This window comes from Clostridium ljungdahlii DSM 13528 (assembly GCF_000143685.1).
Taxonomy (GTDB): domain Bacteria; phylum Bacillota; class Clostridia; order Clostridiales; family Clostridiaceae; genus Clostridium_B; species Clostridium_B ljungdahlii.
Genome location: NC_014328.1, coordinates 2,206,338 through 2,221,942, shown reverse-complemented (window position 1 = coordinate 2,221,942; position 15,605 = coordinate 2,206,338). Strand labels below are relative to the sequence as shown.

General features: G+C 31.1%; 9 protein-coding genes and 3 other annotated features. All 9 genes read right to left on the bottom strand.

What is annotated here, in order from left to right; genetic code table 11:
• Positions 1-364: 364 nt before the first annotated feature.
• Positions 365-1,378, bottom strand: coding sequence for a ketol-acid reductoisomerase (gene ilvC, locus CLJU_RS10005; RefSeq protein ID WP_013238693.1), 1,014 nt, complete (start codon positions 1,376-1,378; stop codon positions 365-367).
• A 265-nt stretch (positions 1,379-1,643) separates the two neighbouring features.
• Positions 1,644-1,839 (bottom strand) — a binding site (T-box leader).
• 488 nt (positions 1,840-2,327) lie between these two features.
• Positions 2,328-2,526, top strand: a binding site (T-box leader).
• A gap of 288 nt (positions 2,527-2,814) precedes the next feature.
• Entirely contained in the window at positions 2,815-3,753 is a 939-nt protein-coding gene (locus tag CLJU_RS10000; protein ID WP_013238692.1) for an AEC family transporter, read from the bottom strand.
• Positions 3,754-4,019: 266 nt separating this feature from the next.
• Positions 4,020-5,936: a [Fe-Fe] hydrogenase large subunit C-terminal domain-containing protein gene (locus CLJU_RS09995; protein ID WP_013238691.1), complete on the bottom strand. Its 1,917-nt coding sequence runs from the start codon at positions 5,934-5,936 to the stop codon at positions 4,020-4,022.
• 167 nt (positions 5,937-6,103) lie between these two features.
• Positions 6,104-7,012 carry a ketopantoate reductase family protein gene (locus CLJU_RS09990; protein WP_023161684.1) on the bottom strand — a complete coding sequence of 303 codons (909 nt, stop codon included), beginning with the start codon at positions 7,010-7,012 and terminating at the stop codon, positions 6,104-6,106.
• A 121-nt stretch (positions 7,013-7,133) separates the two neighbouring features.
• Entirely contained in the window at positions 7,134-8,540 is a 1,407-nt protein-coding gene (locus tag CLJU_RS09985; RefSeq protein WP_013238689.1) for an FAD-binding oxidoreductase, read from the bottom strand.
• 23 nt (positions 8,541-8,563) lie between these two features.
• The gene (locus CLJU_RS09980; protein ID WP_013238688.1) at positions 8,564-9,562 is read right to left on the bottom strand and encodes an electron transfer flavoprotein subunit alpha/FixB family protein; all 999 of its coding nucleotides are present in this window, start codon (positions 9,560-9,562) and stop codon (positions 8,564-8,566) included.
• Positions 9,563-9,566: 4 nt separating this feature from the next.
• Positions 9,567-10,370, bottom strand: a complete 804-nt coding sequence (locus CLJU_RS09975; RefSeq protein WP_013238687.1) for an electron transfer flavoprotein subunit beta/FixA family protein — start codon at positions 10,368-10,370, stop codon at positions 9,567-9,569.
• A 167-nt stretch (positions 10,371-10,537) separates the two neighbouring features.
• Positions 10,538-10,737, bottom strand: a binding site (T-box leader).
• A 64-nt stretch (positions 10,738-10,801) separates the two neighbouring features.
• Entirely contained in the window at positions 10,802-14,296 is a 3,495-nt protein-coding gene (locus CLJU_RS09970; protein WP_013238686.1) for an AAA family ATPase, read from the bottom strand.
• Positions 14,283-15,503 (bottom strand): exonuclease SbcCD subunit D, encoded by a 1,221-nt coding sequence (locus CLJU_RS09965; RefSeq protein WP_013238685.1) that lies wholly within the window; start codon positions 15,501-15,503, stop codon positions 14,283-14,285. Before CLJU_RS09965 ends, CLJU_RS09970 begins: the two co-directional genes overlap by 14 nt.
• Positions 15,504-15,605: the final 102 nt, after the last annotated feature.

The window sequence follows — 15,605 nt, the reverse complement described above, 5'->3', positions numbered from 1 at the left end:
GAATAATTTATTTATACTATTTTTATATATATTGAACTTTTTAATACTTTAAACATTTAACTAATATACTACTTGATGTTTAAAAAACGACTTATAATTCCCATAATTAAGAATTTTATCATTATTACAAGTGTATGTATTTCTATAATTATTTTGCCCCTAAAAAACTAGATTATTTACATTACAGGAATTAGTGGGGAAAAGTACCTCCCCTACTTCTCCTGTAAATTTAAGTCATCCGCTAAATGATAAGCCCCCTTATTCATAAGCGTTATTCATAAGTATTTTCTTATTGATATACTGTTAAAATATTACCCCAATTTAATCAATGAATCTTACTTAGTTGGAACATTCTACTTTTTAATTACTCATTATCAGGATTTTCATTGATCCATGACATCATTGATCTAAGTTCTTTACCAACCTTTTCTATTGGAGCATCTTTTTCCATTCTTCTTCTTGCTGTAAATCCTGGTCTTCCAGTTTGGTTCTCAAGAAGCCATTCTCTTGCAAATGTTCCATCTTGGATCTCTGTAAGAACTTTCTTCATCTCAGCTCTTGTATTGTCATTGATTATTCTCTTACCTATCTTATAATCTCCATATTCAGCAGTATCACTTACAGAATATCTCATTCTAGCTAATCCACCTTCATATATCAAGTCAACTATTAACTTCATCTCATGTAGACATTCAAAATATGCATTTTCAGGAGCATATCCAGCTTCAACTAATGTATCAAAACCAGCTTTGATAAGTTCTGCAACTCCTCCACAAAGTACTACTTGTTCACCGAATAAATCAGTTTCAGTTTCAACTTTAAATGTTGTAGTCATAACTCCTGCTCTAGTTCCACCAATTCCTTTTCCATAAGCTAAAGCAATTTCTTTTCCTTTTCCACTGTAATCTTGATATACTGCATAAAGACATGGAACTCCATTGCCTAATGTATATTCTCTTCTAACTATATGTCCTGGTCCTTTAGGTGCAATCATCAAAACATCTACAAACTTAGGTGGTACTATCTGATTAAAATGAATGTTGAATCCATGTGCAAAGAACAATGCATTTCCTTCTGATAAATTATCTTTTATGCTCTCATCATAAATTTGTTTTTGTTTTTCATCTGGTAGAAGTACTGTTATAATATCTGCTTGTTTAACAGCTTCAGCTATTTCATATACCTTAAATCCATAATCTTCAGCCTTTTTCCATGATTTACTGCCTTTATATAAACCGACTATTACATCGAGTCCGCTTTCTTTTAAATTCAAAGCATGTGCATGTCCCTGACTTCCAAAGCCAAGTATAGCTATCTTCTTTCCTTTCAAGAGATTTAAATCTGCATCCTCATCATAATAAACTTTTAATTTTTCCATAATACTTTCCTCCTGAATAATTTATTTATACTATTTTTATATATATTGAACTTTTTAATACTTTAAATATTTAAATAATATATTACTTGATACTTAGAAAAATGATTTTCAATTCGCATAATTAAGAATTTTATGACTATTGCAAGTGCATATATTCCATATTTTATAAATTATTTAATTGTAAAATAATTTATTTCAATTTTAAGAACCAGCATTTGAGCAATTACCACTAATTTTTTGTATAAAAAAACAACCAACATTCTCTGCTTGGGGCGAGAAGTTTGGTCGCGCGGTACCACCCAATTTTTTACTCAAAGTAATAACGGTTTTACCGGTAAAGCCTACTTAGTTTCAGCTCACGACTCCAAGGCTACCTTCAATAGTCATATTTATGAGTTTTCACCAAAATCTCACTCTCTAAAAAATACTTCCTATTTACTCTTCCCTATCATTGTCTTTGTACTCTACAATTGTACCAATTCAAAATATCAATTAGAAATAACCCCCATGGATATGACTAATAAATATCATTTATTTTATTAAAACTAAAATAAACCTAATTGGTTTTAAATCACTTTGAAAAATTTATTTGTTTTTGAAATTTACTTTATCAATATTTAGTGTATGTGACGATAATAATACCTTATGAGAATAATGTCAATAGTTTTTTTAAAATTTTTTTTATTTTTTTATTGCATTATGTTTTTCTTACATTATATTACCGTAAAAAATATTTTTCATAATTTTATAAAAGCAAATACTCAATTTAAACTTTTAGCTTTTTAGAATTTATTGCTTAGGCTTATCAAAATATTTAACCGAGCTGAAGATTGTAAAAATATTTGAATTGTACCTTGATTTTTTATTTAGGATTTCTTTATAGAGTTAATTATATATTTCAAAAAAATTGTTGACATACATATTTTTTTATAGTATAGTTAGTGCAAATAAAAAAACGATGACGGAGAAGAGTAAACAAAAATATGCTTTCAGAGAATGGGGATTTGGTGGGAACCCATAAGCTACAGTTGTTGAAAATCACTCCTAAGTTGCAGACTGAACTTTATATAAAGTAAGTTATGCCGGCACAGCCGTTATATATACGAGTAATAATTTGGGTGGTACAGCGACAGACCTTCGCCCCATTGGGGTGTATGTCTGTTTTTTTTATACTCTATTTTAAGTTTATTTGTTTTTAAATTTATTTTATCGAAAAATTTAGTGTGTGTATGTAATTTAAATATTAAAATTTAATACTAATGTATTTTCATATTTTATCTTTTTTATTCGATTATCCCATAACTATAAAACTGCAATTGTATTTTAATTTGTTTTTACGTGTTTACTTTATTATTTAGTAGTGTATAATTTTATTAATTTTAGAAATAAGTGTATCATAGTTAAGTGAAAAGTTGAGAGTAAATACTAACTCTCAACTATATTATAGCCATATATATAGGAATAACTAGTAAACTTAAGGCCGTTGTCAATGATGTAACCACTGCTGCATATTCATAGTCAGCACCATATGCCTTTGCCACTATAGAAGTATTTGTCATTACTGGCATAGCAGCTTGTATTATAAACACTTTTTTCATGAGCTCAGGTATAGGGAAGAAACCTGCCAGAAATATTATTAAAACTGGCGATATAATGAACCTTCCTATTAGAACAAAAAATATATCTTTACTCATCTTAATTTTCTTTATATCCACATAGTAAATTGTTATCCCTATAAACAACATAGAAAGTGGAGTCGTCATATCTCCAAAGTATTTACAGGTATCCATAACAAACTTAGGAAGTTTTATTCCACAAAATATAAATATCATTGCTATTATAAATCCCATAAGTGGAGGAGAAAATATTCTATTTAAAGTTTTCTTTGAAAAAATACTTGTTTTTTTATCAGCTTGTCCATCTGAGCTTATTCCATAAGCACCTATTGTCCAAAAAAAAGTAGTATTTGCTATATAGTATAAAAGCACATAAGGAACACTTTTTGAACCAAACAATGCCAAATTTATAGGGAGTCCAATAAATATGGAGTTAGATACAAAAAACATAGACCGAAATGTACCAGTTCTCTCCTTTTTCACCTTTATGATCTTAGAAATCAATATAGCTAGTATATAACCTATAGCCATAGATAAAACTGGTATAATAAGTCCTTTCCCTATATGATCCAATTTATCTCTTGTAAAATTGCCCATTAAATTAGAAATCATAAGGCAAGGAAGGGCTACATTGCACACTAATTTTGAAAATACTTTTGATATGTTCTCATTAAGCCATTTAAATTTTGTAAGCACATATCCTGTACATATCATAATTACTATGCTAAGCACACTTCCAATTGCATTTAATACTACCATCTGTTCATCCCACCATCTTCATCTTTAAATTTACCAAGTGCATCCGCTAATGCAAAAGATGACAGCTTTTGTCCAAAATTGCAGCTGTGGTACACGTAAGTATAGTTATTAATATAAAATTTTTCAGTAATATCATAAACGTCATATTACATAATATATCCTTTTTCAATTAAGGTCAACTCACTTGTCTTATACTTCCTAATTTAGTCAGTAAAAAACTGAGTTATATATGGTATAACTCAGTTTTTACGATGGCTTCAATTAAATTAATGTGACTCACTGTTTATTAACTTTTCAGAGCTAGAAACTATCTCCTGACTCTTAGCACTTATCTCTTGGATAGTTTCCGATATAGTTAATATATCGTTATTTATATTATCCATTTTGTTCTGAAGTAAATCAGATACTTCAATAACCTTTAAAATAGATTGCATCATTTCATTTTCTTCGTTTTTAGTAGATTGTGCGGTAGTTTTAGATTGCTCTGCTAGCTTCTTTACTTCATCTGCTACTACTGCAAAACCTTTTCCATGTTCATTTGCCCGTGCTGCTTCTATTGCGGCATTTAGCGAAAGTAAATTAGTCTGCTCTGAAATAGCCACAATACTATCTGATGAATCCGTGAATTTGTCTAACTTTTCATTTATCTGATGAATGTTTTCCTTTAACTTACTTGATATATCCATTATTGACTTTAATTCTTCTACTATATCTTGAATTGCAGATGCGCTTTCCTCATTCCCTTTACTTACTTCATTTATAGCTGCCAATAGAGTATTTGCAAATTTAATTATTTCATCTGATTTTCGTTGTCTTTCCTCAGCTAGTACAGTTATTTTGTTTATAGACTCTTTGACCTCTTCATTTTTTTCTTCCAGTTCGCTATATTCCATATTGATTTTTTTCTTCACATAATAAATACAATTTTCCTTAGAATTTATGCCGTTAAAAATCATCTTTACCATTTCTTTGCAAGTGCTGTATCCACAAGCGGAACAATTGAATTCTTTTCCCAATGTTGTAGTTTTCATCATCTCATCAAATATGTTGTCATAATCTTTTTGGGTAGGTTCAATTATTTTTTTAACCTTCTGTGCAGTATACTTTCTTACAAAATCGTTTAAATTAAGATTTTTATCAAAGTACTCGTCTATTGATTTGATTTTTTTCTTAAACAAGCCAGTTTTTTCTCTTAACTTTTCCACCTTTATATCATGAAACCTATATTGAATATCATATTCCGTTAAATTGTCTAAGGAAGCTGTACCTATATTACATCCATTTTTGCAATTTAAAATATCAAGTAAACTAGGTATAAGTTTATTAGCTTTAACTCTATCAGAATACTTATTCAAGTACTCAATTGCCTCTTTGTGTCCTTCTATCTGAAGAACATGTAGTTCTTCAGTTCTAGCTTTTACATTTGCTTTTAATCCACCTGGTAAACTATAAACAACCCCCAAAGAAGCAGGAACATTATCAAATTCAACTTCATCGTAATTGTTCAAATTCACATTATTATCTCTCAAATAATCTAAAATCTTTTTGTACGTTACATTATATTTCACATACCCATCTGTATTCTTATCATTGATTTCAATTAGCTTGCCAATACAAGGTGACAGAAAAGCTATATCTTCACATATATGCTTATATTTTTTCAGATAAACAGCAGTACACATCATAGGACTGTGTATAGGCGCTAAATATTCTATTAATTCAGGCTTATATTTTTCAATATAATTAACCACGATAGGACAGGGCTGTGATATTAAAGAAGAAATATTTTTCTCCTTCATTGCTTTTAGATAAGCCCAGGTAGTAATATCTGCACCGAAAGAAACATCATAAATTATAGATACTCCCAAAGATTTAAGATATCCAAAAAATTTCTTGTAATTTTTAATATTAACTATAATAGATGGTGCAGCTATTACTGTTATTTTTTTGCCTTTTTTCAAATCCTTAAAAAAGTCTTGTGTACTATCGTTAAAGTCTCTAGCCCCATGTTCGCAAACCTTTACACATTCACCGCATCCAATACATCTTTCCTCATCTATGTAAACCTTACTTACACCATTTTCAGTTGCTGTAACATTTGCACCAAGAATAGGACAAGTTCTTATACACTTATTACAACCTGTACATTTTTCTTTTAAAACAGTTACAGGACTTTTATTCACACTAAAACCCCCTCAATTTCCCCTAAACTTCAATGAATTTTACTTTAAACTCAATCTTATTCTATTTTACAATAAACTAATTGGTATAACAATGCTATAATGATAATATTTACCCATTTTTTAAAAAAGCGTAAAAAAATATACCCTTAAAAGGGTATAAAATTTACCTATTCAATTATCTTTATTATATTTAGAAGTGTCCTGTTAACAGGAGTGTCTACACCATATTTCTCTCCTAACTTACAAACAGTACCTGCGAATATATCAACTTCAGTTTTTCTGCCATATACAATATCCTGGCACATTGAAGTCCTGCTGTCATGTCCTAAAGTATTTAACACCTTATGCCATTCTTCTATATCATTTTTACTTAGATTAACCCCTACTTTTTGTGATAATTTTACCACTTCCCACATTGCAGATTCCATAAGTTCTTTAGCCTCATTTTTAGTTTGAAATACACCATAAGTTGCCCTAAGAACTGCTGAAGTCTGATTTATACCTACATTTACCATAAATTTATACCACAGAGCACGCATCATGTCTTCTGGAATTTTATAAGGAATTTTTGCATTATCAAAGAGAGTCTTTACTTTTTGTACTTTTTCTGAATAAACTTTATTTACCTTTTCTCCAAAGGTTATGTTTCCAATATTAGAAAAACTGATATTGTTTTCCTTACGATTTCCATCAATGCCAATGCATAAGGCATACAGCATCTTATCCATTCCATATTCTTTTCCTATAATTTCCTCACTAGTAATGCCATTCATGAGAGAAATTATGATAGTATTTTCTCCTACATGGTTTCTCATATCGCAAATAGCCTGAGTTAATTGATTTGACTTTACAGAGACAATAATCAAATCTGCTGGCTGGCATTTTTCCTTTGGATCTATATACGTAAAATTATACTTTTTCCCGTTAATTATAAATCCACTTTTTTTGTACCTTTCAGCTCTTTCTTCTCCAGCTATAAACTTTATTCCTTCTGGATTAAAATCATATAATTTACTGGTGTAGGCACATCCAATAGCTCCTAATCCAATGGCAGATATATTTTTTATGCTTTTCATACTACACACATCTCCTTTTTCAACGTTATACTGGAAATTTAATATTCAAAAAGCCTGTGCTACTCACAGCACATAATGAGCTAACACAGACTCTTATTAGGATTAGAATTTGATATAACCTCTAATCTACTATATTTCCAGGACTTAAAATACTATTTGGGTCAAAAGCTCTTTTGATATTCTCCATAATATTTATTTCAACCTGACTAAATTGAAGGGGCATATGCTTCTTTCTAGTCTTTCCTGTACCATGCTCTGCTGTTATTGTTCCACCATACTTTATTGCAGTCTTGTATATCTCTTCTTTAAGCTGCTCATAATTAGTAGGGAGTTTGCCATTGTCACCCATGATAAAGTTATGAATATTTCCATCTCCTATATGGCCAAGAGATACAATTTCATTGCCATACTCTTTAGTCAATCTTTTTACATCATCAAAGAAATCAGGTACAGAAGATGGTGGTACAGCTACATCCATAATATCTGCTATATTATCTTTATAAGGACCATATGCATTGCTTCTTATCTGTAAAAGATGACTCTGATCCTTTTCAGTTTCCGCTACAATGCTATCTACAGAACCATGTTTTTCACATATTTCTACAACTTTTTCACTATTAGAATACAAATCATCTTCACTGCATTCATCCAATATGAACATCAAATCTACAGAACCTTTAGCTGCAGGCCAGGTAGTTCCAAGCTGCTCTGCTGCTTTTTCAGATATTACTCTATCCATGTATTCAATGGCAAGAGGTGTTATTCCCTCTTGCAGTATTTCAGGCACTGCATCACAGGCCTCTCTCTGGCTGTTAAATGAAACCAGTAATGTTCCATTGCATTTACTTCTTGCATATAACCTGAGTGTTACTTTTGTAATAATACCAAGGGTTCCTTCACTTCCTATCATAAGTTGAAGCAGATCATAACCCATGTTATTTTTTAGCAATTTGCCACCTAAAGTAATTATTTCTCCTGTGGCAAGGACTACTTCCAATGCTTTAACATGATTTCTCATAATTCCATGCTTTACAGCCCTCGTACCACCTGCATTTGCTGCAACCATGCCTCCCACTTGTGCACCTTCATCTCCCGGATGTACAGGAAAAAATAATTTACCGTTCTTATTTAGTTCTTCAAGTAGTTGAGATAATGTTGCTCCAGATTCTAAAGTAATCATAAGATTCTTTTCGTCAAATTCAACAACCTTGTTTAATCTCTCCAAGGATAAAATAATGCTTGGCTGTGTTGGTATTGCTCCAGCAACTACTCCTGTACCGCCGCCCCTAACGATTACAGGCAATACTTCTTTATTTGCATACTTTAACACTTCTGATATTTCCTCAGGTGAAGCTGGTTTAACTACCACACAATCTTTACATGCTTCTGGACGAAGTAATGTTTCAGTCTCATCATAAAGATAACCCTGCATTTGAGATAAATCGTTAGTAACCCAATCATCTCCTACAACTTTTCTTAAACTTTCAACTACTTTTTCTGGTGAATTTTTTATTAAATCAGTATTCATTTTTAATGCCCCCTTTTTTTATTTTAACAGCTTACAGTTTCTAAACTTCCCTGCTTTATTTTACTAATTAAATCAGGTACTACCTTGTACATATCATCTACTATTCCATAGTCAGCTACATTAAATATTGGAGCTGATGGATCCGTATTAATTGCAACAATAAAGTCTGATTCCTTCATTCCTGCCAAATGCTGTGGAGCCCCTGAAATTCCACAAGCTATATATAATTTAGGTTTTACCCTGTTTCCACTGTATCCTACCTGGAAGTCCTTAGATATGAAGCCATCATCAACTATCTCCCTGCTAGCTCCTACTACCCCAGAAAGTAAGTCAGCAAGTTCTTTTATCATAGCCATATCTTCTGCCTTCTTTAATCCTTTGCCTGCTGCAACTACAACACTTGCATCAGAGATGTTTACTTCCTGAGATTTCAATTCTTTTATAACTTTTACAAGTTCATTTTCAAGCTTAACTGCATCTACTTTTACAATTTCACCTTTTCTATTTTCATCTCTCTTGCTTTCATTAAATTCCTTATATCTTACTGTAGACATCTGTGGATATGTGTCTGACTTTATATGTGCCAATATATTCTCACTAAAGGCAGGCCTTATTTGTATAAGTTTTCCATCTTCATCTATTTCAAGGCCTGTACAATCTGCCGTAAGCCCTGTTTCAAGAGAAGCTGCAAGTCTAGGTGCCAGTGATCTCCCAAGACTTGTTGCGCCTATTAAACAAATTTCAGGTTTAACTTTCTTAATCAAACTTTCTAGATTAGTTTTATAAACTGTCTCTTCCGGTGCATTAAATATATCATCTTCAACATAAAATACCTTATCTGCACCCCTGTATATAAGTTCCTCAGCTTTAATACCACAAGGCCCTAAAAGTGCACTGTACACAGGTATATCTAATTTACCCGCAAGTTCCCTAGCTTTTCCAAGAAGTTCATAACTTACTTTATGGATTTCCCCTTTTTTCTGTTCTGCAAATACTAAAACTCCATTATATTCCTTTTCCATATCATTATGCCTCCAAAATTTTCTTTTTTCTAAATATATCTACAAGTTCATCTTCTGCCTTAGCTGCATCCCCTTTTCTATAAATTTTTCCTTGTCTTTTCTGTATTTTTGGTACTTCTATCTTTTTAACCTTTGTAGGTGATCCTTTAAAGCCAACTTTATCAGCATCTGTATATTCCTTTAAATCTTCAAATTTTAAAGTCTGTATTTCTGCCTTTCTAGCTTTCATTTTATTTTTAAAGCTCGGAAGCCTTGGTTCATTTATATCTTTAGTAACTGTAATTAAAGCTGGTAACTTTACACTTTTTAAATAAGTTCCTTCCCATATTTCAGAACAAACTTCAACTTTATCATCACTTGCATCTGTAATCTTACTTACATAACTTGCATGAGGTATATCCAAAAATTCTGCAACTTCAGGTCCAACCTGACCTGTATCTCCATCCACAGTTTTTTCCCCAGCAATCACCAAATCACAGCTGCCTATTTTTTTTATTGCACTTGCAAGTATAGATGATGTAGCCTTAGTATCTGACCCTCCAAATTTTACATCGCTTATAAGAATTCCTTCATTAGCACCTCTTGCAATGCATTCCCTCAATGCCTGATCTGCACTTGGGGGTCCCATGCTGACTACTGTAACCTTAGCATCAATTTTTTCACTTATTTGCACTGCTGCTTCCAGTGCATTTAGATCAAATGGATTAATCTCTACACCTGCAGATTTACGATCCACTACTCCCTTTTCTCTATCAAATTTTACTTTTTCCATATCAGGAACCTGTTTAATTAAAACTACAATATTCATTACCAAGTCTCCATCCCTTCTGTAAATTTTTTTAAATTAACTGGTATGCTGTCACACTCATATCGGGTAAAGCTTCACCGCGTTATCAATGTAAAGGTTACAAATAAAGCAATATCTACTACACCTTTAGCCTATACTTTTGGTGTATAAAAAAAACAGCTCTCTTTCGCTGGGGCGAAAAAGTCTGTCGCGGTACCACCCAATTTTTACTTGATTCATATAACGGCCTATACAAGCCGGATCAGCTTACAATATATTCAGCCTACAGCTCCAGGATGATCTTAGATATGTATATTTATGAGATTTCACCTTACCCCACTCTCTTTAAAATATTTAACATATCTACTAGTCCTGTCATTGCTTTTATCTTTAAACACGAGTTTACTATAAGTTTAAATCAATGTCAATAAAAAATTCCAATGATTTCATAATTAATTTATTTCTATTTTAACTTTACTTCCACCCATTCCTGCCTCTGCAGGAGCAACTATAAGCTTTACAGGCATCCTATCTTTAATTGATTCAAGATGACTTATTATACCTATGGACAGCCTATCATTATGAATTTTCTCCAGTGAATCCATAACCACTTCCAGGAGGTTATCATCAAGAGTTCCAAAACCTTCATCCAGGAAGAATAGTTCTAGCGGCGCACTTCCCTTTAATTGTATTTGAGCGGATAGTGCTAGTGCTAGTGCCAGTGATGTTACAAAAGTCTCTCCCCCAGATAAAGTAGATGCATCTCTTTGTGCTCCACCATTTTTATAATCCCTTATGATGAATCTGCCATCCTTATCAACTTCCAATCCATAATTTCCACAAGTAATCTCCTTTAGCCTCTTGTCTGCTTCTATGGATATATATTTCAACTGATTCTGGGCTACAAATTCCACAAACTTTTTCCCTTTGAACAGTTTATCCAGATCATCTAAAAGACTTAACTCATATTCTAGTTTCTGTTTTTTATTTAAAAGTTTTGTAAGCTGACCTATTTTTTCGTCTATATCCTTGACTTCCCTTTCAAGCTCTATTTTGTCTTTTTTCAACTTTTCTAAAGTTTCAGTATTTTTATCTCTAGTACTTTGTATTTCAATCCATCTGTCTTCACTTAAACTCCTGTCACCTATTTTTGTATTAAGGTTTTCTATAGTACCAATTATTTTAACACTTGCATTTCTATATTGTTCTATTTTAATATTAAGTTCCTCAATTTTATCCTTAGACATATAGTTATTTTTAGCCTCAACTATATTTTCAATTTTTTCTTCTGATAAGGCCTTCCTTAGATTTTCCAGGTCATCTGCACATCTTTCATTTAAGCTAACTAAATTTTTCTGAGCTGCTATTATGCTGCTGCTGCATTCATTGTACTGCTTTTCTATTTTTTTACTGTTTTTTTCTGTTTCCTCATATTCATACTCTATTTTTTTTATGTTACCTAATATCTCTCTTTTTAAATTTTCTAAGTCTTCCCTACCACAGGCTTTATCTTTTATACTATTTTCTTTTTCCACTATGCTTTTATTTTTTTCTACAAAGGTAGCACTGTTTTTGCTTAACTGTGTCCGTAAAGTCATTAATTTTTCATTTAAACTCTCTTTTTTTCTTTGCTCAATTTCTAAATCTTTTCTTAGATTTTTTATAATATTTTCAAGTAATGTTCTACTTTTCTCCTTTTCAAGGATTTCCTCATTCTTTTCTTTAAAATTACAGATACCAAGTTCTTGTTTTAATAATTCATATTCACTATTTACTTTTGCACACTTCTGGTCTATTTTCTGAAAACTTTCCTGTAACTTTTGAAGCTGAGAACTGTTTTCTACCTTTCTCGTAACTGATTTACTGTATTCAATTTCTATGACATTTTTATCTTGATTTAAAATTTTAATCTTATTTTCCAGAGTTATTTTTTTATTATTGAATTCATCCACAGCTTTCTTTAAATTATTAAACTTACTTTCAACATCTTTTAAAGGAAATGCTTTAAAATTCTCACCTAATTCTTTTATCTTTTTCTGTCTGTCTGCTGTGTTTTCTTTTTGTACTTTAATATTCGTATCTATTTTCACTATTTCATTATTTAGTTTATTACTTCTTTGAATTTTTGCATCCAAATCAAGTTTTAGCTCTTTCAAATTACTTGAATCTAAAATTATAACATTTTCTACAACATGATGAACTGATCCACATACAGGACAGGGCTCTCCTTCTACTAAAGATTTCCTCAAAGTATGTGCCAAATTTTCAGTTTCAATCTTTTTTACTTTTTTATCTATTTCTTCAATTTCATTTTCCAAATTACCTTTTTCACTTTTCTTGTCTTGAAGCTCAATTTTAAGCTTTTCTATTAAAGTAGTGCTGCTGCGCAAATCACCTTCATATTCATAATATTTACTCCATTTGTCTCTTGCATCTGTTAAATTTTTCTGCAAAGTTAAAAGTGAGTTTTGATCCCCAGGACAGTTCTCTATTAAATTATTCAATAACTTATTATTATCTTCTAATAAATTAGATTTTTCATTATTTTTTTTAGCTAGTATTTCACTTTTCTTTTCTTCAGTTTCAATATTTGATTTCAAGCTTTCTATATCCCTAACTGCACTTTTTTTCTGTTCACCAATACTTTCAAGGTTGTTCAAAATCACTATGCCTTCATTAATCTTTTTCTTATACTCTTCTGGGATTTTCAAAGCCTGCATTTTATTTTCACTATCTTTTATCTGACAGTTTATCCTACTAATGTCTACCTCACTTTTTTCTATATTCCTACCGTTAGTTTGCAAATCTTGTTTCAAAACTGCAATATTTTTTTCTAATTTTTCTTTATCATGAAGTAATATATTCAAAACTGACTTTTCTTCTATTGCCTCAATAGCCTTTTGTTCCTTTATTTTTAAATTAGGCAATTCATTATTTCTTTTATTTTTGGCATTCTCTAATTTATTTTCTATTTCATCTTTATTATTTTTTATAGATTTCATAGTATCATTTAAAATCAAAAGTTCTTTTTCTATACTTTTAATTTTTGAGATCGTATTTTCATATTCATCAATATAAGGTTTTACTTTTGCTGCACTTTCCCCTAATAAAACTTTTTGCTGAATTTCATTTATGTATACTTCATTTTTCTTAAATTTCTCCTGCTCTATAACTTGACGTTTTAACTCTTCTTGAAGATTCCACAGTTCTTTTCCATCATTAAATTTATTTTGCGAATCAACTAGTTCACTTTGACACTTATCATAATTTTTATTTAATTCGCAAAGTGTATTTTTCTTCTCTTCCAAAACTTTCTCATTTATATTTTCATAACCCTTTAACTCGCCTTCAATTAAATTTGCCTTATTTTTTTCCCTGCCAATCTTCTTTGACAATTTTTCAGAAAGCTCATAACCATATTCTTGAAGGTTAAAAAGTCTTTCAAGCATATTTCTTCTGTCTTTTCCCTCAAGCCTTAAAAATTCATTAAATTTCCCCTGGGGCAAAACTACAGTCCTTGTAAAATCTTCTAACCTAAGCCCAATAATATCCTCACATTTTTCAGTTACATTTCTAGCCCCTTCTTCTAATATCTTTTCCACATCATCTGTAACATCCACTATTTTAGCTAACTTACTTCTAGGGCTGCCTGTTTTATTGTCTCTTTTAAATTCTCTCTCAACTCTATATTTTTTTATATTTCTTCCAGATATCTGGAATTCAAAACTAACACTTAAAGTATTACAATTTATATTAATATAATTTGAACTTTTTCTGGATGTTTCACCATATAAGGCCAGAGTCATGCCATCAAGTATGGTCGATTTTCCACTTCCAGTAGGTCCAAATATTCCAAACAAACCTCTTTGGGTTAATTTTCCAAAATCTATACATTGTGATTCTATAAAACTATTTAATCCTTTTATTTTAAGTCTAATTGGCTTCATTGTTTTCGTCACCTTCCATAACAGACAATAACATATTAACTAATTCTTCCTGAGGTTCTACTTTTCTCTCTTTTAAATAAAACTCTTTAAAAATATCCTTAAAGGATTTCTGTGAAAAACTATTTATATCAAAATTGTCATTGCTTTTTTCAACTATTTTAGGCATAATTTCAATTATATCTTTCTTAGTAGTTTTCATTATTTTTATTTCATCTTCTCTTATATACCTGTCCGTAGTTATCTCCAAATAAACCCAACAATTCCTATCTTTATTTTCTTCACATTTTTCTATTGCATCCTGAATACTTTTACATTTCCACACCTCTATGGGCTTATATTTTTTAAATTCTATATCCTTTACTATACACTTTTCTCCTGCTTTTACATCTATAATAAAGCATTTCTTTTTAAAATTAATTTCCTTTTTATTGTATTCTAAAGGAGATCCCGAATACCTAGCCCTCTTTTCCGTAGCTGGTACTATTTGAGGTTTATGTACGTGACCAAGTGCAATATACTGGGCATTTTCAGGAAAACAGCTTGAATCTACTATAAAGCTTCCTCCAAGCTGGGCATTTCTCTCTGAGCCTGATTCTTCACTACCCATAGTAAATAAATGAGATACTACTATATTTATAGTATCCTCTCTATAATTTTCACTTAATTTACTAAACAATGCCTTTATTCTATCACCATAAGACTTAGCCCTTTCCTCTTCCTCATCCATATCTCCATACAAAACTTCATTTAGCCTCTTTTCACTTGGAAAAGGAACTGTAAGTATGACAGCTTTTTCTTCATTTATATGAATTTCAATAAATCCTTCTCCTGAACTCACAACTGTATGTCTACCATAATTTCCTATAGGCACTACAGATTTTGGTGTACCCACCATTATAATTCCATGATCTCTAGCTAAAGGTCCTGCTGCTACTAATCTGTCAGGATTATCATGATTACCTGCTATAACCAAAGTAACTCTCTCCCCATTTGAAGACAGTTTTTTTAGCGTATCATAAAACATTTTTTCCGCTCTTGCAGGTGGATTAGGACTATCATAAATGTCTCCTGCAATAATTATTAAATCCACATTGTTCTCCGAAACTATATGTACAAAATCTTTGAGGAAAGCCTCCTGTTCATCCATACGACTATGTCCCTCTAGATTTTTTCCCAAATGCCAATCAGAAGTATGTAAAATTCTCATTAATTCTCCTCCACATCTTTCATCAAAAACATCATAAATAATTGGCTACTTATGATGTTTTTTAACCATTTACTTACATTTACTATGAGCTCTAAATTTTAC